At 35.5% G+C, this 24,324-nt stretch carries 20 protein-coding genes; 14 read left to right on the forward strand and 6 right to left on the reverse strand.

Annotation, left to right across the window (positions count from 1 at the left end):
• Positions 1-107: 107 nt before the first annotated feature.
• From ZPR_RS17635 to ZPR_RS17645, 3 genes are all read left to right on the forward strand, one after another.
• Complete coding sequence (locus ZPR_RS17635; protein ID WP_041580095.1) at positions 108-494, forward strand: helix-turn-helix domain-containing protein; 387 nt, start codon at positions 108-110, stop codon at positions 492-494.
• A gap of 106 nt (positions 495-600) precedes the next feature.
• Positions 601-1,647: a hypothetical protein gene (locus ZPR_RS17640; RefSeq protein WP_083759791.1), complete on the forward strand. Its 1,047-nt coding sequence runs from the start codon at positions 601-603 to the stop codon at positions 1,645-1,647.
• A gap of 224 nt (positions 1,648-1,871) precedes the next feature.
• Positions 1,872-2,420: a hypothetical protein gene (locus ZPR_RS17645; protein ID WP_013073124.1), complete on the forward strand. Its 549-nt coding sequence runs from the start codon at positions 1,872-1,874 to the stop codon at positions 2,418-2,420.
• 310 nt (positions 2,421-2,730) lie between these two features.
• Here ZPR_RS17645 and ZPR_RS17650 read toward each other — a convergent pair whose 3' ends face one another.
• Both ZPR_RS17650 and ZPR_RS17655 read right to left on the reverse strand, forming a co-directional pair.
• Positions 2,731-3,246: an ABC transporter ATP-binding and permease component gene (locus ZPR_RS17650; protein WP_013073125.1), complete on the reverse strand. Its 516-nt coding sequence runs from the start codon at positions 3,244-3,246 to the stop codon at positions 2,731-2,733.
• Positions 3,247-3,373: 127 nt separating this feature from the next.
• Entirely contained in the window at positions 3,374-6,619 is a 3,246-nt protein-coding gene (locus ZPR_RS17655) for a S41 family peptidase (RefSeq protein ID WP_013073126.1), read from the reverse strand.
• Positions 6,620-6,866: 247 nt separating this feature from the next.
• On the opposite strand from ZPR_RS17655, the gene ZPR_RS17660 reads away from it, so the two are divergent.
• Complete coding sequence (locus ZPR_RS17660) at positions 6,867-7,436, forward strand: RNA methyltransferase (RefSeq protein WP_013073127.1); 570 nt, start codon at positions 6,867-6,869, stop codon at positions 7,434-7,436.
• 651 nt (positions 7,437-8,087) lie between these two features.
• Here ZPR_RS17660 and ZPR_RS17665 read toward each other — a convergent pair.
• On the reverse strand, positions 8,088-8,375 hold the full coding sequence (locus tag ZPR_RS17665; protein WP_394329750.1) for a deoxynucleoside kinase: 288 nt from the start codon (positions 8,373-8,375) through the stop codon (positions 8,088-8,090).
• 312 nt (positions 8,376-8,687) lie between these two features.
• Positions 8,688-9,815, reverse strand: a complete 1,128-nt coding sequence (gene folK / locus ZPR_RS17670) for a 2-amino-4-hydroxy-6-hydroxymethyldihydropteridine diphosphokinase (RefSeq protein WP_013073129.1) — start codon at positions 9,813-9,815, stop codon at positions 8,688-8,690.
• Positions 9,816-9,925: 110 nt separating this feature from the next.
• On the opposite strand from folK, the gene ZPR_RS17675 reads away from it, so the two are divergent.
• The gene (locus ZPR_RS17675; protein WP_013073130.1) at positions 9,926-10,633 is read left to right on the forward strand and encodes a queuosine precursor transporter; all 708 of its coding nucleotides are present in this window, start codon (positions 9,926-9,928) and stop codon (positions 10,631-10,633) included.
• Positions 10,634-10,760: 127 nt separating this feature from the next.
• Entirely contained in the window at positions 10,761-13,460 is a 2,700-nt protein-coding gene (locus ZPR_RS17680; protein WP_013073131.1) for an AsmA family protein, read from the forward strand.
• A gap of 640 nt (positions 13,461-14,100) precedes the next feature.
• Here the strand turns inward: ZPR_RS17680 and ZPR_RS17685 are convergent.
• Positions 14,101-16,731 carry a valine--tRNA ligase gene (locus tag ZPR_RS17685; protein WP_013073132.1) on the reverse strand — a complete coding sequence of 877 codons (2,631 nt, stop codon included), beginning with the start codon at positions 16,729-16,731 and terminating at the stop codon, positions 14,101-14,103.
• Positions 16,732-16,863: 132 nt separating this feature from the next.
• On the opposite strand from ZPR_RS17685, the gene ZPR_RS17690 reads away from it, so the two are divergent.
• The 3 genes from ZPR_RS17690 (at position 16,864) to murB (ending at position 19,747) form a co-directional block, all read left to right on the forward strand.
• Complete coding sequence (locus ZPR_RS17690; protein ID WP_013073133.1) at positions 16,864-17,280, forward strand: DUF1573 domain-containing protein; 417 nt, start codon at positions 16,864-16,866, stop codon at positions 17,278-17,280.
• Between the two features lie 262 nt (positions 17,281-17,542).
• Positions 17,543-18,736, forward strand: a complete 1,194-nt coding sequence (locus ZPR_RS17695) for a pyridoxal phosphate-dependent aminotransferase (protein ID WP_013073134.1) — start codon at positions 17,543-17,545, stop codon at positions 18,734-18,736.
• Positions 18,737-18,739: 3 nt separating this feature from the next.
• The gene (gene murB, locus ZPR_RS17700) at positions 18,740-19,747 is read left to right on the forward strand and encodes a UDP-N-acetylmuramate dehydrogenase (RefSeq protein ID WP_013073135.1); all 1,008 of its coding nucleotides are present in this window, start codon (positions 18,740-18,742) and stop codon (positions 19,745-19,747) included.
• Here the strand turns inward: murB and ZPR_RS17705 are convergent.
• A complete protein-coding gene (locus tag ZPR_RS17705; protein ID WP_013073136.1) occupies positions 19,744-20,325 on the reverse strand; it encodes a fasciclin domain-containing protein in 582 nt (193 codons plus the stop codon). The genes murB and ZPR_RS17705 overlap by 4 nt on opposite strands.
• Before the next feature lie 132 nt (positions 20,326-20,457).
• Here ZPR_RS17705 and ZPR_RS17710 point away from each other — a divergent pair, with 132 nt between their 5' ends.
• From ZPR_RS17710 to gap, 5 genes are all read left to right on the forward strand, one after another.
• Positions 20,458-20,661, forward strand: a complete 204-nt coding sequence (locus ZPR_RS17710; protein WP_013073137.1) for a hypothetical protein — start codon at positions 20,458-20,460, stop codon at positions 20,659-20,661.
• 6 nt (positions 20,662-20,667) lie between these two features.
• Entirely contained in the window at positions 20,668-21,771 is a 1,104-nt protein-coding gene (locus ZPR_RS17715; RefSeq protein WP_013073138.1) for a glycosyltransferase, read from the forward strand.
• Entirely contained in the window at positions 21,762-22,331 is a 570-nt protein-coding gene (locus ZPR_RS17720; protein ID WP_013073139.1) for an RNA polymerase sigma factor, read from the forward strand. Before ZPR_RS17715 ends, ZPR_RS17720 begins: the two co-directional genes overlap by 10 nt.
• A 75-nt stretch (positions 22,332-22,406) precedes the next feature.
• Positions 22,407-23,285 carry a lipoyl synthase gene (gene lipA / locus ZPR_RS17725; RefSeq protein WP_041579062.1) on the forward strand — a complete coding sequence of 293 codons (879 nt, stop codon included), beginning with the start codon at positions 22,407-22,409 and terminating at the stop codon, positions 23,283-23,285.
• A gap of 4 nt (positions 23,286-23,289) precedes the next feature.
• Positions 23,290-24,288: a type I glyceraldehyde-3-phosphate dehydrogenase gene (gene gap, locus ZPR_RS17730; RefSeq protein ID WP_013073142.1), complete on the forward strand. Its 999-nt coding sequence runs from the start codon at positions 23,290-23,292 to the stop codon at positions 24,286-24,288.
• Positions 24,289-24,324: the final 36 nt, after the last annotated feature.

Consider the following 24,324-nt stretch of genomic DNA (forward strand, 5'->3'; position numbering starts at 1 on the left):
GCGACCGTAGCGAACCAGAATAACCAGTAAAAAACAATAAAGAACTTGTTTTTTACTGCAAAGAGTGAGGAGTGCAACTTTTAAAAAGAATGTTTATCTTTGAGATTATGAGCACAGCAACAAAAACCAGTCATATCGGTAGAAAAATCAGCCGAATCAGAGAACTTCGAGGAATGAAGCAAGAAGCCCTTGCCGCAGAATTAGGGATCAGCCAACAAAGTGTGTCAAATCTCGAGAAAAGCGAAAACGTTGATGAGGGTACACTAAAGAAGATATCTGAAGTTTTAAATGTATCGCCTGAAGCAATTCGTCATTTTACAGAGGAAGCTGTTTTCAACATTATTAATAATACATTTAAAGATAATAGTGCAAATAATAATAACTATTTCTGTACCATAGATCCAGTTGAAAAGATAGTGGAACTTTACGAACGTCTAGTTCAAGCAGAAAAAGAGAAAAATGCTTATTTAGAGAAGTTGTTAGATAAGAAATAGTGAAGAAGAAAATATTTAAGATTTGAAAAAGTGTCGATAACCAGATAATATTCCGGTAAATCGGCACTTTTTTATTTTTAATAACTGTTAGGCACAAGCTAAAAAAATGACAGATAGTTCAATTAAAGACTTATATCTATACGATGAATTAACAGCTTCAATTAAGTTGATTAAGCTTGGTTTCGGGGAGTTTCAAAATTTAGATTCTATAAATGATTTTTATCACTTACCGTTTCAGCTACTTTCAAGTGGGTTAGAAAGGCTTATGAAATGTTTTATTTGTTTAGGGTATTATGAAATTCATAATGAATATCCTGACAGTAAATATTTAAAAAAATGTGGAGGGAGAAACGGCCACGATTTAAATGAACTTAAAAACAACATTCTTTATAATTATTTTAAAAACAGAGAAATAACTGCACTAAAAATTGATGAAAAATTTTTAAAAGAAGATAGTGATTTAAAGGAATTAATCTATCTGCTCTCAGAATTCGGAAAATATGCTAGATACCATAACTTAGACATCATTACATCTGCATCCAAACCAAGTATTGATGTTAAAAGACTTTGGGAAAAATACGAAACTGATATTCTTCTTGCTGATCCAAGTTTATTAGAGAAATTATCTGATTTTGAATATCAAAAAGAAGTTCATTCATATGTAACACAATTTATTATAAGCAAACTCGAAAAATTTGTTCGTGGTATTAGTAGACAATTTACAATAGGTCAATTGGGCGAAAAAGCTCAACAATTCTCATCTGTATATTACGATTTCATATTACTTAAAGATGAAAAAATAGGGACTACAGATTACAGAAAACACACAACACGATTTAAACAAAAAGAAAAAAATGCATATAAAAGAACTACAATAGATAATATTAATAGAAAAATCAATCCAGATATTAAGTTTAAAAAGATATTAAAAGATGATTTCGTTGGAGATTGGCCTTTTTATGCAGAAGAAGTTATAATTGAATGTAGACAAAAATATTGGTGTACTATTGAAATTGATGGAATCGATTATGCTTTGAATGGCTCTGCTTCTGACCGATATAAATTAGACTCTGTCATCGATGCTGGAATGTCAATTAGAGGAAAATCGATTAGTCCATTTATAAATATGGCATTAGAACTAAACGAAAAATAAAGCGAGTAGCTAATCGAGATGATGGCACCGCCACAATAGACAAAGTGATCCTCCCTAACACCAAAAATAATTATGTTCAAGGCGGTATCATATACTTGCACTCACTAGAATAATATTATATCTTAGGAATGTAAAGACGTCCATTTTGAAAGTACAATTTATGAAGTAAGTATTAAACTTTGGATGCTACATGACTGACCTCGTATTTTAATAAATATTATGTAATGAAACCTCAAAAACTAGAAATAGGCTTATTAAAGTATATAAAATCCTCTAGTAATACCTATGGTTATGTCGAATTACGTGATTTCCTACTTTATAATTTTCCTCAGAAAAGTGATATGGCAGAAAGGATAGAAATAAAGAGATTTTTAAAATTTCTAGAAGGAGGAGAATATATTGAAATAAAATCAAAACGAGGTATAAGTATTATTGTAGAGGCAGGGAGAGCAGTTCCAAGAAATGAAATATCGGTAATCGCAAAAATAACTCCAAAAGGCTTGGAATTATTAGAAAGAGAAAAAAATAATTTTTTAAACAAGTTTGGAATAATTAGTGCGTTTGGTCTAGGTGTTTTATCACTTGCTTATAGCTATTTCGAATCAAAAAAATCTGAAGATCTTGAACTTAAAATAAATAAATATTTAAATGATATCTCAGTTATCGAGTCTAAACTTAAGGAACAAAATGAACTATCAAAAGCAAATAGAAAAAAAATTCTATATCTGAAAAAACAAATCGATGTAACGATTAAATCAGAAGAGAATAAGTAAAAACTTTACCTAACAAGCAAGAGTATGTCTAATTACTGATAAATTCTTCTTTAATATTTCTTGTTTGACCTAAGTTATTTTAAGCGGATATAATTTGGTAAACCAGCCATTATGACAATAAAAGAAAACGAAGGCAACACTTTATAGTACTTTTTATGTATTTTTATAGGAATAAGGTACCAAACAACTTCACTATGTTCTAATTATAATGTGAGTTAATCGTGAGTTCCAAAACTGGAAACCATGGTAAACCTTATAAATACTGCGGGTTTCAGAATGTTACAAGCGTTCTGCGCCCCCCCACAAGCAATTAAATAATTACTATTACATCTTCGCCTTGCGTCAGGATATTAGACATTAATCCTACTCTTCCGGTAGTTTGGCGCCTTGCTCTTTCCAGCTTATCATAAAATTCTGAATCTTCTAATTGATCCAAATTCAGTTCGGCTGTTTTTTCAATAATCTTCACTGAAGTATTTATCGAATATTGATCGCCCAACAAAGCATCGGTTAGGGAAACTGCCCTACTCAGTAAATCCGATAAAACCGCTAATCCCAATTCCGCAACAACAAAAATCCATAATCGGGAAAAATCTTTTACTTCAGCATCGATTTGTACCACGACCTCATCGATAATAATTTTCCCGACCCACAGCAAGGCTAACGGAATTACTGCACTTAAGATCCGGCTAGCAATATTGGCAAAAAACAACAACGGATTTACTTTTCGAATCTCTTTAAAGAATCGCGGTACAAATTTTAAAGAAGCAAAACTTTCTTTAAGATTGATCTTATTGGGTTCTAAAGACTTTTTTGGTTTTGGCAAATGATTCTGTTTTTATTACGTTCTTAAAAATGGTCTTGTAATTTACTAAAACCTTACTTGGGAGGATATAATAAAAAAGCCCCGAAAATGAATTCGGAGCTTTTATATTTTTTGGCTTCATAGAAATTTACTTTTCCTTTGGAGTAACCTGATCTAATAAAATTTCTATTCCTTTTTCTAATTGCTGATCGCGACCTTCGCTAATCACGCCCGGCATATTTTTCACTATAATATCGGGTTCGGTTTGGTTATTTTCCATCCATTCACCGGCTTTATTTTTAGCACTTACCGGAACAACTCCCCAATATGTACCATCGGCAAGACCTTCCCAACCGGCAAAACTACAGGTTCCTGGTACCGGCATTCCAATAGTAGTCCCGATATTTAAATCGGTATACCCACTGGCATAACAATGCCCATCTGAATACATACTTTCATTAAATAGAGAGAGTGTTGGCTTCGTCCATCGTGAAGTTGGTTCTCCTCCTACAACTTTATCTTCAGTTTCATAAGTGATAAACGGAGTTCCTGTAAAGAAAGCTGCAAGATCTGCAACCAGATCGCCACCTCCATTAAAACGGGTATCCACGATCACGCCTTCGGTTTCAAAATATTTCCCCATCATATCCTCGTAGATCGAGCGATAAGGCTCATCGCTCATTCCCGGAATATGTACGTACCCCAGTTTCCCGTTACTTTTTTCTTCTACTTCTTTTCTATTGATTCTTACAAAGCGGTTATACAACAAACTGCGCTCTTGCCCTAAAGAGATAGGCTTCATGGTGATTTGCTTTGGCTCTTTTGCTTCAGGGTCTTTAATCTCCAACAACACAAATTTGTTGGCTTTATGATTTAGGTATTTTGCAATGTCCTGATCATTTTCAATCGTTTCGCCATCAATAGCCGTAATCACCATTCCCGGTTCGATATCATAAGCCGCTTTATCTAGTGGACCGCCTTTGATAACTTCAGCAATTTTAATTCCGTTTCCTTCAAAATCATAATCCATAAAAATACCAAGCGATGCGGTTTCGTCGCCATCATTGCTTCGGTTACGGTATCCCGCTCCAGAATGCGAAACATTTAGTTCGCCTAGCATTTCGGAAAGCATTTCAGCAAACTCATACGAATTACCAATATGCGGCAGGTATTTTTTATACTGAACGTACAACGAATCCCAGTTTTTCCCGTGGAATGTTGGCTCATAGAAAATATTCTTCGTTCTTATATATACATGATCGAACATTTTTTCACGCTCAGCATCTTCATCATAATACATATCTCCGGCAATCTTAATTGCTTCTGACTTTTCTTTATCCACATCGATTTTAGAAATATTTCCACCGCTTAACAGATAAAGATTTTCCTGTTTTTTATCCCAAACTAAGCTTCCCCCTCTGGAATTTAGTTTTACCGACATTTTGGTTTCACCGGTGCGAAGATTGGTTTCCCAAAGATTGTTTTTATCCTCGAAACTTGACAGGTAATAAATTTTCTCTCCATCTTTAGAAAGCACGGCATCACTTAAGCTGCTGGAATGCGTGGTAAGACGTTTTTTTCTCTCTTTCATCCCGTCCCAATCAAACTTTAGATCTTTAATTTCTTCCTCTTTCTTCTCTTTCTTATCTTTTTTATCCTCTTCTTTGTCCTCATCTTTCTCGGCTTTCTGAGCTTCTTCAATAGCTTTCATGAGCTTATGATCTTCTTCAGACATATTGAATTTATCATAAGCTTCCTGGGTAAAAAACATCGAATAAACATCGGCCTCTGTTCTTCCGCTAGTGGCGTAACTTTTTAGCCCATTGCGGTTACTAAACCAAAGCATCTGCTTACCTTCGTTTACCCATTTTGGGTTATAATCCTGATAGCCACTTTCGGTTAAATTTTCCCGTTTACTACCATCTGCAGCCAGTAACAACACTTCATTATTACTTAATAATTTTCCCCAGTCCATCAAAATCCACTTGCTATCAGGACTCCATGTAAAATATTGATCACCATCACTCATGGTAAATAGATCATCCGAAGTTAAAAGGTCGATTTCTTTTCCCGAAGACAGCTCTTTTACTCGTAAGTTTCTTCGTCCTGAAATATAAGCTAGCTTTTTACCATCAGGAGAATATTTAGGGATATAACTATCGGTATCGGCTTCAATTACCGGTTCTTCTTTTAGTAAGGTTGAAGCATAGAAAAAAGGTTCCTCTTTTCTTACAATTTCGGTTTTATAAATATTCCATTTTCCATCTCGCTCACTGGAATACACCAGTGATTTACCATCAGGTGTAAACGACACAAAACGTTCCTGATTTGGCGTATCGGTAATTCGCTTGGTTAAAGATCCATCTACCGAGGTTACAAAAACCTCTCCTCTGGCTACAAAAGCAATTTCTTTACCATTTGGGGAAACATCCATTTCCTGTACACCATCTTTAATACTTATATAATTATCATTATTGTCTACAGGCTGTGTTCTGATATTTACATCAACTTTTTTAGGCTCCTGCCCTTCCCTCATGGTATATAACTCACCATCGTACCCAAAAGCCAAAGTTCCATTTCCAAAACTTAAAAAACGAACAGGGAAACTTTCAAAACTGGTTAATTGCTCGGTTTCCTTAGGATTTTCTATGGATAACTTATGCACGTTAAAATTTCCACTTTCTTCACTTAAGTAATATAAATTCTCTTCTGAATCATCAAAAATAGGCTGGCGATCTTCTCCTTTAAACGACGTAATCATCGTATGCTTATCCTGATCAACATCGTATGTCCAAAGATCACGGGTTACTGAAGATACGTGATGTTTACGCCATTCGTTCTCGCTACCAACTTTATCGTGATATACCATGGTTTTTCCATCTTTACTTATCTGAACATATTCTGCCGGTATTGTAAAAATCTGATCTACACGTCCACATGTCGTAGGAACGCGATATAATTCGGGCTGATAACTTGCTGGAAACTGCCGATGTGTTGCCAAATCCTGGCGAACTGCACCAAAAATAACCGATTTGTTATCTGCAGAAAAACTAAAAGGTTGCTCATCGTTGCTATGATACGTTAGTCGAGTTGCCGGGCCGCCCAAAGCATCCATCACAAAAACATCAAAATTCCCATAACGATCTGAAGCAAAAGCAAGCTGTTTACCGTCTTTACTCCAAACAGGCATATAATCATGAGCTTTATGAAATGTGATCTGTTTTGCATCGCCACCACTTGTAGCAACGGTATATAAATTGCCTTTATAAGTAAAAGCAATAGTTTCCCCATCTGGAGAAATCGTTTGGTATCGAATCCATTTTGGGGTAACCTGGGCAAAACTTTGCCCTACTCCCAAAAGTATTGCGAAAAGTGAAAAGAGAATTTTCCTCATGTTATGAATTATTACAAAAGATTTAACTTAATATTCCAAAGATGCCAAAAAAAGCTGAGCTTTGAAACAGCGGGAACTTGCAGCATTTAGCACTATCGCTTAGCTTTTGACAAAAGTTTTATTTTTTCGCAAAATTCCATCAAATCACAATTGATTTTTCAGCAAATCGTTTTTCAATTATTAATTGTGAAATTTTCACAGTTTTAAAACAGGTACTAAAGCCAACAAAAATTTTTATTTTTGCGATATGAAAAACCGGAAGATCAAAAACAGTGAGCTCAATCGTAAGTCGGTTGAAGAATTTAAAGAGGCTAGAAAGACTCCCATTATTGTTATTTTGGACAATATTCGAAGTCTGAATAATATTGGATCTGTTTTTAGAACTGCCGACGCGTTTTTAATCGAAAAAGTTTATTTGTGCGGAATTACTGCTAAACCGCCTCATAAAGACATTCAGAAAACAGCCCTTGGCGCTACTGAAACGGTGGTTTGGGAACATGTTGAAGACACTTTAGATTTAGTCGAAAAACTGAAAGAGGATAACATAAAAGTATTTTCTATCGAACAAGCAGAAGGTGCCGTAATGCTCAATAATTTTAAGCCTGAAATTGGTGAAAAAATAGCGGTAATTTTTGGGAATGAGGTAAAAGGTGTACAGCAAAAAGTAGTTTCGGCTAGTGATGGCGTAATTGAAATTCCGCAAGCCGGAAGCAAACATTCTTTAAATATCTCTGTAAGCACTGGTGTAATCCTGTGGGATTTGTATTCAAAACTAAAAGCCGCCGATTATAGTTCTGCCGGTGGACACGGACATTAATTTAGTAGTGAATATTGAGAGCTTAGAACGCTTATTTAGAATATAGCAGTCAGAAAATAGAGTATAGAAAAGAGACAGCAGGAATCAGGAAACAGGAATCAGGACAAATCTTAACTTTTGAATTGACTGTAAACTGTATATCGTAAACTTTTTCGGAACTCGATCGAAATGACAAAGATTCTTCTCATTTCCACTGTATCGTAACGAAACGGAGAAGTCTTAACAATCAATTAAAAAAACTTCTCGATACAACAAATTTCTCCATATCATTTCGAAATCTGTCACTCGAAGTGACATCATCTTACTATAAACTAAAGTGATTTTGAGGGACGAAAAATTATATCAAGAACTGTAAAGCGCTGCGCTGTTAGAATATGGACTAGAGGGAAGAGACTGCTAAGAGGTACGATTCAAGAAACAGGAATCAGGAGTATTTAATTTTAAATCTCAATTTTGAATTGACTATAAACTTATCATAGACTTTTTGGGAATTCGATCGAATGACAAATATTCTCCTCATTTCCACTTTATCGTAACAAAACGGAGAAGTCGTTAACAATCAACTAAAAGAACTTCTCGATACAACAAATTTCTCCATTTCATTTCGAAATCTGTCACTCGAAGTGACATCATCTTACTATAAACTAAAACCTATAGCTTAATTTCTCCTAATAATTTCAAGTAATCTTTGCGATTGTTTACAAAATCCAGTTCAGAAATATCGATAATCTGAACTTTCATATTGGTTTGAGACTTTATAAAAGAGAGGTAGCTTTTATTGATATCCATTAAATATTCAGGCTGAATATTCTGTTCGTATTCCCGCCCTCTTTTTTTGATATTCTGAAGTAATTCGGTATTTTGATAAAGATAAATGTACAAATCTGGCTTAACCAACTCTTTAAACATTAAATGAAATAACTTCTCGATACAACAAATTTCTCCATTTCACTTCGAAATCTGTCACTCGAAGTGACATCACCTTACTGTAAACTAAAGTGATTTTGAGGGACGAATCAGGAATCAGGAGTATTTAATTTTAAATCTCAATTTTGAATTGACTATAAACTTATCATAGACTTTTTGGGAACTCGATCGAAATGACAAAGATTCTCGTTATTTCGACTATAACGTAGCGAAATGGAGAAGTCGTTAACAATCAACTAAAAAAACTTCTCGATACAACAAATTTCTCCATTTCATTTCGAAATCTGTCACTCGAAGTGACATCATTTTACTATAAACTAAAACCTATAGCTTAATTTCTCCTAATAATTTCAAGTAATCTTTGCGGTTGTTTACAAAATCCAGTTCAGAAATATCGATAATCTGAACTTTCATATTGGTTTGAGACTTTATAAAAGAGAGGTAGCTTTTATTGATATCCATTAAATATTCAGGCTGAATATTCTGTTCGTATTCCCGCCCTCTTTTTTTGATATTCTGAAGTAACCTTTCGGTATTTTGATAAAGATAAATGTACAAATCTGGCTTAACCAACTCTTTATACATTAAATGAAATAACTTTTGATACAGCGAATATTCATCTTCTTCTAAAGTGATTTTAGCAAAAATCAGGGATTTAAAAACGTCATAATCAGAGATCACAAAATCCTTAAACAAATCGTACTGCGCCAAATCATCAGATAATTGCTGATAGCGATCGGCCAAAAAAGACATCTCTAGCGAAAAAGCATAGCGCTCCTGATCTTCGTAAAATTTTGGTAAAAACGGATTGTCCTTAAAACGCTCTAAAATTAGTTTGGCGTTAAAATCCTGAGAAATCATTGTCGAAAAACTGGTTTTACCGGCTCCAATATTCCCTTCCACCGCAATATAATTACAGGAACTAAACTTGTTATTGAGCTTGGGTGTTTCAAGTTTCGCATCGATTTTAGACAATCCAGCATCATCCTTTACTTCGAGCAATAATTGCTGAATTTTCTTTTTTAGTACAGGATGCACTTCTTTAGAAGCAATATCATTTAAAGGTTGTAATACAAAACGTCGATTTTGGATTTGCGGATGCGGCAAAGTCAAGGTTTCTGTTTCACTCACTTCATCTTCAAAAAGCAAAACATCCAAATCTAAAGTTCGATTTTGGTAATTTCTAGTATCATTCCTTTTTCGGCCAAAGTAAGCTTCAATCGCTAATAATTTCCGTAGTACCTCTTCCGCAGAAAAACGTGTAGAAACCGAAATACAGGCATTAAGAAAGGTGTTTCCGGCAAAACCCCAGGAAGCGGTTTCATACACCGAAGAAATTTTTAGAATTTCACCAACATCTTCAAATATCCTGTTTACTGCATTTTGTAAAATATCAAAACGCTCTCCTTCATTGCTTCCCAGCGCTATATGTACTATCTTAGGGGATTTCAAACTGTAATTAAGAAAAGTTTAATAAGGGGTATGCTATAATTTCACAGCAAATTAAGCAAAACAAATGCACATACCCTTAATTTTGTTGGTAAGTATTTTAAAAAATAAATTTGGCAAAACTCTACTTAAAAGATAAACTAACGGCCTATAGATTTTACCTGATTCTAGCCGCTTTGTTCATTGCATCTCTGGTAGTTTCTAATTTAATATTTCAGAAGTTTTTTAGCTGGGATTTTTTCGGCCTTTATACTTTTGAAATTTCGGTGGGTATTTTGCCATATCCGGTTACGTTTTTAATTACCGATCTTATTAGTGAGGTGTATGGGAAAAAGAAAGCTAACCAGGTCGTGACCGCCGGAATCTTTGCCTCGCTCTTTTCTTTATTGATTATTTATACCGCAGATGCTGTACCGGCAACAGACTGGTCCCCTATTGGAAATGAATTATTTCAAAAAGTGTTTGGAGCTACCGCCATTGCTGTAATTGCTTCGATGCTGGCTTACTTACTGGCTCAATACATCGACATTCAGCTTTTTCATTTTTGGAAAAAACTCACCAAAGGGAAACATCTTTGGATAAGAAATAACTTTTCAACTTTTCTTTCCCAATTTGTAGACACCTTTTCCGTGCTTTTCTTGTTGTGTAGCTTTCATAAAATTGAATGGGATCGTTTTGGTGCTCTTTTACTAAGTGGGTTTTTATTTAAAGTAATTGTAGCGATTTGCGATACACCTTTTCTATATGCCGCGGTATATGCAATGAGAAAACGATTTAAGCTTGCGGAAGGGGAAGAAATTATCCTGGAAGAACAAGATTGATTCGGTATTACTTTTGTATGAGTAACTAGCTCGAGGCATTTATTAGAAAACAAGTTTATTTCTAGGCAAACATTGAAATATTTAATCTCGATTATCGAGAAAAAACTACTACTTAACCTTAATTGCGATGAAAAAAGTATTTAAAATTATAGGAATTACGCTACTTGTAATTATTGTATTATTGATTGCAGCCCCGTTTTTATTTTCTTCACAAATAGAGAATTTCGTTAAGAAGACGATTAATAATAACGTAAATGCCAAGGTTGAATTTGCTGATATCGACCTTAGTTTATTTAGAAGTTTCCCACAAGCTACCGTGGTTTTAAGTGACGTGAGCGTAATTAACAACGCTCCTTTTGAAGGCGATACTCTGGCCGATGTTAAAGAAGTAACCTTGCAAATGAGCATCAAAGAACTTTTTAAAGGGAGCGAAGAACCAAAGAGAATAGACCAATTTAAAGTTAATGATGCTTATATTAATATTTTGGTAGATTCACTGGGCAGAGCCAATTATGACATCGCTAAAATTGATACTACCGCAACCACAACAGGAACCCCTGCAGACACCACCGGCGGTTTTAGTTTAGACCTTCAGCATTACGAGATCAATAATTCCCGATTACACTATAAAGACGTTGGGGCTAAAATGGCCTTAAAATTAGAAGAATTAAATCACCAGGGAACCGGAGATTTTTCGTTAGACCAAACCGAATTGGATACCGATACTGAAGCTATCGTTTCTTTTGAATTTGATAGTATTAACTATTTAAACAAGAATAAAGTAGATCTAGATGCCGTAATCCAAATGGATCTGGAAAATATGAAATATACCTTCCTTGAAAACGAAGCGCATATCAATCAATTACCATTAACTTTTAATGGCTTTGTGCAGGTTGATGGGGACGATACGAATATTGATCTTACGTTTAAAACACCATCATCTGACTTTAAAAACTTCCTGGCGGTAATTCCTGAAGTGTACGCCAAGAATATCGAAAACGTTGAAACCAAGGGAGATTTTGTGGTTGATGGAATGATTAAAGGTACCGCAAACGACAAATACATTCCTAAATTAGATATTAAAGTCACCTCAAATAATGCCTCTTTTAAATATCCCGACTTGCCAAAAAGTGTGCAGGACATAAATCTCGATCTACGTGTTTTAAACGAAACCGGAATTGTAGAAGATACTTATTTAACTTTTAAAAATGTAAAATTCAGAATCGATCAGGATCGTTTTGCGGCTAATGGAAGTGTAAAAAATCTTATGGGTAATATGTTAGTAGCCCTAAATTTAGACGGAACCCTAAATTTAGCAAACCTTGATAAGGCTTATCCTTTAGATATGGATCTTGATCTAAACGGAATCCTTACCGTAGATGCTTCTACGAGTTTTGATATGAACAGTATCGAAAAAGAACAATATCAAAATGTAAAAAGTAGTGGTACGGCAGGGATCAAAAACTTTAGCTACAAATCCCCTGAAATCCCTAATGAAATTAAAGTCTCTAGCGCCAAGGTGAATTTGAGTCAGGGTAATGTCACTGTTCCAGAACTTGATTTAACCACTGGTCAAACCGACTTACAGGCTACAGGAACTATTCAGAATTTAATGGGCTTCTTGTTTACAGATCAGGAATTAAAAGGGATCTTCAATGTAAAATCAAACACTTTTGCAGTGAATGATTTTATGGTTGCCCAAACCGAAGAGAAACCAGTAACAACTTCCGAAGAAAACACGTCTGAAACATCAAAAACCGAAAAAGTAGCCACCGGTGAAGAAGCGATAAAAATACCGTCTTTCTTGGATGTGGTACTTACCTTCAATGCAAACAAGGTTCTTTACGATAATCTAAAACTAACCAATGCTAAAGGAAAATTGATTATCCGTGATGAAACCGCAACCTTAGAAAATATCACTACAGATATTTTTAACGGAAATATCGCTCTTAACGGTCATGTTTCTACAAAAACTGCAACGCCAACATTCGATATGTCTTTAGATCTAAATGCGATAAGTATTGCTGAATCTTTTAACGGACTGGAACTTATGCAAGGATTGGCACCTATCGCCAACGCATTGCAGGGAAAAATACAAACTAACCTAAATTTAAAAGGAAATTTAAACAACGATCTTACCCCAATTTTAACCAGTTTAGCCGGTGATGCTTTAGCTCAAATATTAACCGCGGATGTAAATCCAGAAAAAATGCCGCTTTTAGCGAAACTAGACAGTCAACTCAATTTTATCGATCTTGATAAAGTTGATTTAAATAATCTAAAAACAAAATTATCTTTTAAAGATGGTGCGGTAAATATTCAGCCATTCGATTTTAAAATTAAAGATGTTCTGGTACAGGTTTCGGGTAGCCATGGTTTTGATATGAACATGAATTATAAACTGAATTTAGATGTTCCTGCTAAGTATTTAGGAAACCAGATTGGAAATACCTTAAGTCAGCTAAGCGGATCGAGTTTGCAAAATACCAAAGTTGAAATTCCTGTTGGTTTAAGCGGAACTTTCCAAAGTCCGCAGATCAATTTGAATATGCAGCAGGCCATTAGTAGTTTAACGCAGAAAATTGTTGAAGAGCAGAAAAATAACCTGAAAGAAAAAGGTACGAATGCCTTAAATGACCTGATTAATAAACAACTGGGTAAAAACAATCAAAACCAGCAGTCTACAGATAGTACGGCAACAAAGACTCCACAAACAAAAACCGATTCTACTAAAACAACGCAGGAGAAAAAAATTGAAGACGCTGCAAAATCGATTCTGGGCGGATTGCTAAATAAAAATAAGAAGAAAAAGGACACGGCGCAGTAGTTCTGCTCGCAGTCACGGTAAACAATTTACAATGCTAATTACCGTATACATTATCAACCCTCACAGGCCTATTCTGGATAGCTATGATCTGTGAGGTTTTTAATTTTAATAATAAATTCATGTTTCGGTCAAAAAGCTTTAGAACCTCAGTTCGATCTAAGAAAATTTCGGAGACTGAGTGAAATCTTGGCAAAAGATTTTGTATCGAAGTTTCCATTTTGGTAGCATTTCGATACAAATTTTCCTTGAAAATTCACTCAATGAACCAAAATGCCTGCAAAAACTTTTATATCAAACTCAGGTTTAGAATAAAAGTAGATTATTAGCTTTCAGAAAAAAACTTACCGAATTCTCGGATTCTAGTTCTTAGCGAAATCATCGCATAACACATTCCCCAATTAAACAACCTCAACGCTATATTTTCTCTATTCTAACAGCAAGTGATCTGCTTAGAGAGAGTTTATAGTTTACAGAAAAGCGATATGCTTTTAGCCGTTAGTTTTCAGCTCAAAAAATCAAATCCAACATTAAAAATTTTATCTTGATTATTGTTTTCTTCTCTCTACTCTAAATTTCATTTTTACTACAAACAAAAAGCCCCACAAAGTTGTGAGGCTTTCATGTAAGGCTTTATGTTTTTCTATTTCAAACTCGCTAAACTTGTCTTTAAAGCTTCAATTTTAGCTTCTGCATCTGCTTGTTTCGCTTTTTCAATAGCAACAACTTTCTCTGGAGCATTGTTCACAAAGCGCTCATTAGAGAGTTTTTTATTTACTGAATTTAAGAAACCTTCGGTATATTTTAATTCTTCCTCTAGCTTGGCAATTTCAGCTTCCACATCGATTGCTCCACCAACCGGAATAAAATAATCATTTGATTTTACACGAAAAGATAAGGCTCCTTCTACCTGTTCATTTACATAATCCAGGTTGGCGATATTGCCCATTTTAGCGATCACTTTATCAAACGAGTCCGACACATTATCATTGTTCTGAACCTTTAAATCGATCTCATTTTTAAACGCAATATTTTTATCTTTTCTAATCTTACGCACCCCAGAGATTACCTCTGAAGCAAAAACAAATTCATTGATAATTTTTTCATCATAAGCTACTTGCGCTGGCCATTGCGCTACAATTAGAGCTTCCTCTGGTGTTCTTTCACTGATGGTCTGCCAAATCTCCTCTGTAACAAAAGGCATAAAAGGATGAAGAATTCTTAAATTATCTTCTAGAATAGCGATTACCGAATCGAATGTCATCTTATCTATCGGTTGCCCATAAGCAGGTTTTACCATTTCTAAAAACCAGCTACAGTAATCGTCCCAGATTAATTTATAGGTTCCCATTAGCGCATCACTAATTCGATACTTAGAATAATGATCTTCAATTTCTGCTAAACTCTTCTGGAATTTTGCTTTATACCAGTCGATTGCGATTTTAGAAGTCTCTGGTTGCTTAGTCGCTGCTGAAACTTCCCATCCCATAACCAGGCGGAATGCATTCCATATTTTATTAGCAAAAGCACTACCCTGCTTACATAGATCCTCGTCGAACATCAGGTCGTTTCCTGCAGGAGAACTAAGTAGCATTCCCACACGAACACCATCTGCACCGTATTGGTCAATCAACCCTAGTGGATCTGGTGAGTTCCCTAAAGATTTAGACATTTTACGACGTTGCTTATCACGAACAATTCCGGTTAGGTACACATTTCTAAATGGTCGTTCCCCTCGATATTCATAACCCGCGATAATCATTCTTGCCACCCAGAAGAATAAAATTTCTGGTGCGGTGACTAAATCATTGGTTGGATAATAATAATTTATTTCGTCATTTTCTGGTTCCAGTATCCCGTTAAAAACACTCATTGGCCATAACCAGGAAGAAAACCAGGTATCTAAAGCATCTTTATCCTGAGTAAGATCTTCAGCTGTTAAACTTGAATTTCCTGTTTTTTCCTGTGCTTTTTGAACTGCATCTTCAAGCGTCTCTGCTACTACAAAATCATTAGTTCCGTCACCAAAATAATAAGCCGGTATTTGATGTCCCCACCAAAGCTGACGAGAAATATTCCAATCCCGTACATTTTCCATCCAGTGACGATATGTACTTAAAAACTTCTCTGGCACCAAATTAATATCATCTCCAACAACCGCATCAATAGCCGGTTGTGCTAGATCCTTCATTTTTAAAAACCACTGGTCACTTAGTTTGGGTTCGATCACCGCACCGGTACGTTCGCTGGTTCCTACTTTATTAGTATGATCTTCGGTTTTCACTAAAACACCAGATGCTTTTAATTCAGCAACAATTTCTTTTCTTACCCTAAAACGATCCTTCCCTACATAATGCATCCCAAAATCATTGAGTGTAGCATCCTCATTAAAAATGTCAATAATTTCAAGATTATGCTTATCCCCCAACATTTTATCATTTTCATCATGCGCCGGAGTCACTTTTAGACAACCAGTACCAAACTCAATATCTACATACTCATCTTCAATAATTGGGATTACTCTTCCGCAAATAGGCACAATTGCTTTTTTACCTTTAAGATGTGTAAAACGTTCGTCGTTAGGATTAATACAGATGGCAGTATCGCCAAGAATAGTTTCAGGACGAGTAGTAGCAATAGTTACAGATTCATCACTTCCTTCGATCTTATAGTTTAGGTAATATAAATGTCCTTGTTTTTCCTGATAGATCACCTCTTCGTCAGAAAGCGTAGTTTTTGCTTCAGGATCCCAGTTTACCATCCTAAATCCGCGATACACCAAACCTTTTTCATAAAGATCCACAAAAACTTTAATTACAGAAGCAGACATATTGTCGTCCATTGTAAATTTTGTACGATCCCAGTCACAAGAAGCGCCTAATTTTTTAAGCTGATCCAGAATAATACCTCCATGCTTATGTGTCCATTCCCAGGCATGTTCTAAAAACTCCTCACGAGAAAGATCGTTTTTGCTAATCCCTTCGTTTTTAAGTTTTGCCACAACTTTTGCTTCGGTAGCGATAGAAGCATGATCTGTTCCCGGCACCCAGCACGCGTTAAAACCTTTTAAACGCGCTCTTCGTACCAATACATCCTGAATAGTATTATTAAGCATATGCCCCATATGCAGGACTCCTGTTACGTTTGGTGGCGGAATTACAATCGTATAAGGTTCTCTTTCGTCTACCTCTGAATGGAAGTATTTATTATCCATCCAGTATTTATACCATTTATCCTCTACTTTATTTGCACTGTATTGTGAAGCGATTGCCATATTTGGTCTAGTTTTTGAAAATAAAGGCAAAAGTAATTATAAGTGGAGGATTTTAAAAGAAGTTGAATTGAATATAATTTTTGAATCTGTTGTAATTCAGCGTATCTTTACTCTTCCGAAAATTATTGAATTATGAAAAAACTAGCATTAATTGCCATTTTAGCCTTTGTAGGATTTAATTCTGCTATGGCACAAAAAACTGCCAAAATGCAGTTTAAGTCTGAAACAATAGACTATGGTGAAATTAAAAAAGGAAGCGATGGCGTTCGTGTATTCGAATTTACAAATACAGGAGACATCGATTTGGTGATCACCAATGTAACTTCCAGCTGCGGCTGTACGATTCCTAAAAAACCAGATGGACCAATTAAACCGGGAGCATCTGGAAAAATTGAAGTAAAATACGACACCAATAGACCTGGACCGATAAGAAAAACGGTTACCGTATATTCTAATGCTGAAGAGCCTACCAAAGCCTTAAAAATAAAAGGTAGGGTTTTGGACGATGAAACCCCCAAAACCGATGGTGGTGATACGGATACCAAATAACCAGAAATCACTGTAAAATCTTAAAACTCCCGAAATTTCGGGAGTTTTTTTATGTCTCATAAAATGTGGCGCTTAAAAGTAAACTGCCTTAGGGCAAGCCCATCAGTCTGTCAGAAAATTATTTTTATTTCAAGGTATCTTGATAACTATCCTTACAGCACCGGAACATTTAATATCAATTATCGAGTCAAATTTCAATAAAAGCTTCCTTAGATTCTTACTTAAATTTTGCATTTTTGCAACGAATATAAAACGCACAAGAATGCCTTCAATTTCTAAAAAAGGGCTTAGCATGCCCGAATCTCCGATAAGGAAATTAGTTCCGTTTGCAGAAGCGGCAGCCAAAAAAGGTAAAAAGATCTACCAGTTAAATATTGGACAGCCCGATATTAAAACTCCTGAAATTGCTATGCAGGCCGTAAGGGATAACAGTATAGAAGTTTTATCTTATAGCCATTCTGCAGGTTTTGCAAGCTATCGTGAAAAACTGGCTAAATATTACGAAAGAAATGACATTCACGTCACTGCAGAAGATATTATTGTGACCACCGGTGGTTCTGAAGCCCTTTTATTCGCAATGGGAACTATTACAGATCCAGGAGACGAAGTGATCATTCCTGAGCCGTTTTATGCCAACTACAATGGTTTTGCGACATCAAGCGGAGTAACAATTGTACCAATTAAATCTTCTATTGAAAACAATTTTGCCTTACCTCCAATTTCGGAATTCGAAAAACTAATCACAGAAAATACAAAAGCCATTCTTCTTTGCAATCCTGGCAATCCAACAGGATATTTATATACAAAAGAAGAAGTACAACAAATCGCCGATTTGGCTATAAAACACGACCTCTTCGTTGTCGCTGATGAAGTGTATCGAGAGTTCACTTATGACGGAGTAAAACATAATAGTATTATGAGCATTCCTGAGTTAGCGAACAACGCAATTATGGTAGATTCGGTTTCTAAGCGTTTTAGTATGTGTGGTGCTCGTATTGGTTGCTTGGTTTCTAAAAACAAAGAAGTAATCACCACCGCAATGAAGTTTGCTCAAGCACGACTTAGTCCTCCAACCTTAGCTCAAATTGCCAGTGAAGCTGCTTTAGATACACCGCAAGAGTATTTTGAAGAAGTAAATAAAGAATATACTTTACGAAGAAATATTCTTGTAGAAGGTCTTGAAAAGATTAAAGGTGTAAAGGTGGCTAAACCTAAAGGAGCCTTTTATTGTATCGCAGAACTGCCAATAAAAAGTGCAGATGATTTTGCGCAATGGTTGTTGGAAGATTTTGAATTCGAAGGTGAAACCATAATGGTGGCTCCTGCTGCCGGTTTTTACTCTACTCCAAATACGGGATTAAACCAGGTGCGTATTGCTTATGTATTAAAAAGAGAAAATCTTGAACGTGCCTTACAAATCTTAGAGGTGGCGATTAAACAATATACCAGTAAATAGGATATGAAGGTAATCCACAATGTCTCTTTAAAGCCCTACAATACCTTTGGGATTGATGTTAGAGCCAGTAAATTCATCAAAATCCAAACGATTGAAGATTTAAAAAAGATTTTAAGGAAAACCTATGCCGAAGAACTTTTTATCCTGGGTGGCGGTAGCAATATGTTACTAACAGGAGATATTCATAAAACGGTACTCCAGATCGATTTAAAAGGAAAAGAAGTTCTAGAAGTAAAAGATGATTATGCCATTATAAAAGCTCATGCCGGCGAAAACTGGCATGAGTTTGTTTTATGGACGCTAAAAAATGATTTTGGCGGATTAGAAAACCTCTCCCTTATCCCGGGAAATGTAGGAACCTCTCCCATCCAAAATATTGGGGCTTACGGCGTAGAGCTTAAAGACAATTTTGTGTCTTGCGAGGCCATTAACATCCAGACTTTAGAAAGTCGAACTTTTACGCTTGAAGATTGCGAATTTGGGTATAGAAATTCCGTTTTTAAAAATAAACTGAAAGCACAATACATTATCACCAGTGTACATTTTAAACTAAGTACCAAAAATCATCAACTTAAAATAGATTACGGTGCTATCCAATCTGAATTAGAAGGCATCGAAAATCCAACTATAAAAGACATTTCAGATGCGGTAATTCGAATTCGGGAAAGCAAACTTCCCAATCCTGCCAAGATTGGTAATTCTGGTAGTTTCTTCAAGAATCCTGTAATTTCTATGGAAGTTTTTAAAAATCTACAACAAGATTTTCCAGAAATCCCAAATTATCCCATTAGTGAATGCGAAGTAAAAATTCCTGCAGGGTGGCTTATTGATAAAGCAGGATTAAAAGGCCATCGTGATGGCGACGCCGGTGTACATATAAAACAAGCATTGGTTTTAGTAAACTATGGGAATGCTAGCGGAAGTGATATTTTAATGCTTTCGATAAAAATCAGGGAAATTGTCAAAGAAAAATTCGGGATTGACCTGGAACCTGAAGTGAATATCATTTAATTCCGCCCCACAATTCTGTTTATTTTATATAAAAATCCGTTTGAAGCTTTGGCCGGCTTAGCCAATTTCAGCAATTCTCCAGAAGCCGATTTTATATAAACATCGCCATCTTTTTCTATAAATTTTAACCTTGAGCCTTCCATATTTTCTACTAATAATTGATGCCGATTTTCGAGAATTTCAGCTTTTAATTTTTCGTAAGGCAAAGCGCGATTCAGTATGAATAACTTAGAGAATCCTGCCGATTCATTTTCGTCGAATTCATCATAATTTATAGTTTCAAAAGCTTCATCTTCCGGAGCAAAAACAGTGTACGGCCCACGTCCCTTCAATAAAGTCGCCACAAGATCTCCATTTTGAAGCACTCGATTAAAACTAGAAAGCTTAATATCTTCTGCTGCGATAATAGCTATACTTCTTGATTTGGTTATTGCTTTCATTCGCTTTGTATTGCTAACGCTAAGCAAACTATCTTCGAATTTCACCTCGTCGATCATATTTTGCCGCTGTTTTTCTTTTATTTTACCGCAAGAGACCACTAAAAAAAGAGCTGTAAAAATTAATATTATCTGTTTCATACTTCTAAAGTACAGCCACTTAAAATCTCAAAACGGTAAAACTTCGTTAAAGAATGTAAAGCAATTACTAAACATGCGACTTATTTTAAAAAAGAGCGAATAATTCGTATTTTTGCATTACAAGATTTAATTATGGAACTATTTATTATAACAGCAGTTTTATTAGGATTAGCCTTTGCAGGTATTGCAATTAAAATATGGGGAAAGAAAGATGGGGAGTTTGCAGGAACCTGCGCTAGCCAGAGTCCATTTTTAAATAAAGAAGGTGAACCCTGCAGTTTCTGCGGAAAGATGCCAGACGAGAAGTGTAAAAATCCAAAGCAACCGTCCAATTAATGCTGAATGGCAACAGTTCTATTTGCCCTTTTTCTTCTATTCGCGGCAATTAATATAGGTTATTTTCTAGCTTTTTTTAATTTTTCGGGAGCAGCAACTTCTGAGGCCAAACCAGTAACATTTCCTGTTTCGGTAATTGTTTGCGCAAAAAATGAAGCTGAAAATTTACAAAATTTCCTGCCTTCCATATTAGAGCAAGACTACCCTGATTTTGAGGTAATAGTTATTAACGACGCCTCTGCAGATCACACCCTGGATATTATTGAAGAATTTCAACAATTGGATCCCCGAATTAAAATCGTAAATGTTGTAAATAACGAAGCATTTTGGGCCAATAAAAAATACGCGCTTACACTGGGGATCAAAAAAGCGCAAAATGAGCATTTAATTTTTACCGATGCCGATTGTGCGCCTCAATCAATTCATTGGCTTAGACATATGGCCTCAGGATTTTCTGAAGAAAAATCTATCGTTTTAGGGTATGGTGGATACTTTCAATATAAAAAATCGTTTATCAATAAGTTAATACGTTTTGAAACGCTTTTAACTGCCATACAATATTTTTCTTACGCAAAACTTGGTAATCCCTATATGGGTGTAGGTAGAAATCTTGCCTATACCTCTAGCCAGTTTTATAAAATGAATGGTTTTGCCTCACACTTACAAGTTCGATCTGGCGACGATGATCTTTTTGTAAACGAGGCTGCCACCAATAATAACGTAGTGCTTTGCGATCATCAGGAAAGTATTACCAGAAGTGTACCCAAGACCAGTCTTTCTGGATGGTTTAGACAAAAAAGAAGACATGCCTCTGTAGCGAAATTTTATAAATCCAGGCATAAATTTTTATTAGGATTATTTTACGCCAGCAGATTGCTATTTTGGGTCTTGTTGATTATTCTATTGGTTTTTAAATTATACTGGCCGTTCACTTTAGGTGTCTTGGGATTAACTTTAATAATAGAAGGCATCGTCTATTTTCAGTCAGCTAAAAAATTAGATGAAAAAGATGTAATTTGGATATTTCCTATTCTCGAACCTTTCCTAATCCTAGCGCAATTAGGTATATTTATAGCAAACATTATTTCAAAACCCTCACATTGGAAATAAATCAGGAGTTATTATTACAAAAAATCCAAGAGGCAAAAAAAGGAAGCCAGTCGGCTTTTAACTATTTGCTTGATAAATTTTGGAACGATGTTTATGGATTCCAGCTAAAAAAAACACAAAATGAGTATGAAGCTGAAGACATTACCGTACAAACCTTTTCTAAAGCTTTTAAAAGATTAGAAACTTTTGACGAAAATTACTCGTTTAGTACTTGGCTTATTGCGATTTCTAAAAATATTCATGTAGACATCCTTCGGAAGAAAAACAGCCAGTTACGCATCAATACTATTTCTGAGTCAACTGATAAAGTAAATACGATTGTAGACGAAACACCTTCTATTGAGGACAAGCTCATTACCGAACAAAACCTGGCACAACTCCTTCAGGATATCAAAAAATTAAAACCACATTATCAGGAAGTTTTAAACCTTCGGTTTTTTCAGGAGAAATCGTATAAAGAAATTTCAGAATCTTTGGGCGAACCTATGAATAATGTGAAGGTTAAATTATTAAGAGCCAAAAAATTACTTTCAGAAATTATTGAAGACCGAAAAAGCTAGTTAAGTTTTTAAACTAGCTACGTCTAATTATGCAATTAGATAGAATATTGTATCTTTGAAAAAGAGATTTTTGCTATGAGTACAGAGACACTTACACCTACAAAAACAACACCTAAAGGAAAACCAAAATGGCTTAGAGTTAAGCTTCCTACAGGTAAAAAATATACCGAATTACGTAGTCTTGTAGACAAATACGACCTACACACTATCTGTACTTCGGGGAGTTGCCCGAATATGGGAGAATGCTGGAGCGAAGGCACTGCCACTTTTATGATTTTAGGTAATATTTGTACTCGCTCCTGCGGTTTTTGTGGTGTAAAAACCGGCAGACCGGAAACGGTAGATTGGGATGAGCCAGAAAAAGTAGCACGATCTATTAAATTAATGAAAATTAAGCATGCGGTGGTGACAAGTGTCGATCGTGATGACTTAAAAGATATGGGATCTATCATTTGGGCCGAAACGGTAAAAGCGATTCGCCGTATGAATCCTGAAACCACCCTTGAAACGCTTATCCCCGATTTCCAGGGAAATACAAGGAATATAGACCGTATCGTAGAAGTAGCTCCTGAAGTTGTTTCCCATAATATGGAAACCGTGCGTCGCTTAACCCGTGAAGTTAGAATTCAGGCAAAATACGATCGCTCCTTAGAAGTTCTACGCTATTTAAAAGATCAAGGTATTAATCGTACAAAATCGGGAATTATGCTTGGTCTTGGCGAGACAGAAGAAGAAGTTATCCAAACGCTTCACGATCTTAAAGACGCTAACGTAGATGTGGTAACCATCGGGCAATATTTACAACCCAGTAAACGCCACCTGCCTGTTAAGCAGTTTATCACTCCAGATCAATTTAAAAAATACGAAGCTATAGGTTTAGATTTAGGGTTTAGACATGTAGAAAGTAGCGCACTGGTAAGATCTTCTTACAAAGCACAAAAGCATATTAACTAAGAAAATGCCTAAAATTAATCTTGGAATAAACGGTTTTGGCCGCATTGGCCGAAATTTGTTTAGATTACTTATTGATCATCCTCAAATAAATGTAGTCGCGATAAACGACCTGGCCGATGCAAAAACATTAGCACATTTATTAAAGTATGATAGCATACATGGGATTTTTAATGCTAGCATTTCTGCACAAGAAAATAAGTTAATCGTAAACGGAAAAACGATCACTGTTTTTAACGAAAATCATCCTTCTACAATCGATTGGAAGTCTACTGCAGTAAATGTAGTGGTCGAAGCTACCGGAAAGTTTAAAACGCGACCAGAACTCGAAAAGCACCTAAAAGGATCCGTAAACAAAGTAATCTTATCGGTTCCACCACAGGACGACAGCATTAAAATGGTGGTTCTAGGAGTAAATGATAATATTTTGGACGGTAGCGAAGACATTATTTCAAATGCATCCTGTACTACCAATAATGCAGCACCCATGCTAAAGCTTATTCATGAAAATTTTCAAGTTGAGCAAGCTTATATCACCACAGTACATTCGTTTACTTCAGATCAAAGTTTACATGACCAGCCACATCGGGATTTAAGACGTAGCCGTGCGGCAACACAGTCTATTATTCCTACCACAACCGGAGCTGCCAAAGCACTAACCAGTATCTTCCCTTATTTAAATGATGTTATTGGAGGCTGCGGTATTAGAGTTCCAGTACCCAACGGATCACTTACGGATATGACAATCAATGTTTCGAAATCAACTTCCATAGCAGCAGTAAACAGGATTTTCAAAACAGCGGCAGAAACTAGTTTAAAAGGCATCTTAAGTTATACTGAAGATCCCATTGTTTCTAAAGATATCTCTGGAAACACTCATTCTTGCGTTTTTGATGCTCAAATGACATCTGTAATCGATGGTAAATTAATCAAGCTTATTGGCTGGTACGATAATGAAATTGGATATTCAAGCAGGTTGATAGATTTAATTTCAACTTTCTATTAATTTAAGTATCTTTAGTTCCAATTTTAAGCCGTTTAG

It is taken from the genome of Zunongwangia profunda SM-A87 (assembly GCF_000023465.1).
GTDB lineage: Bacteria > Bacteroidota > Bacteroidia > Flavobacteriales > Flavobacteriaceae > Zunongwangia > Zunongwangia profunda.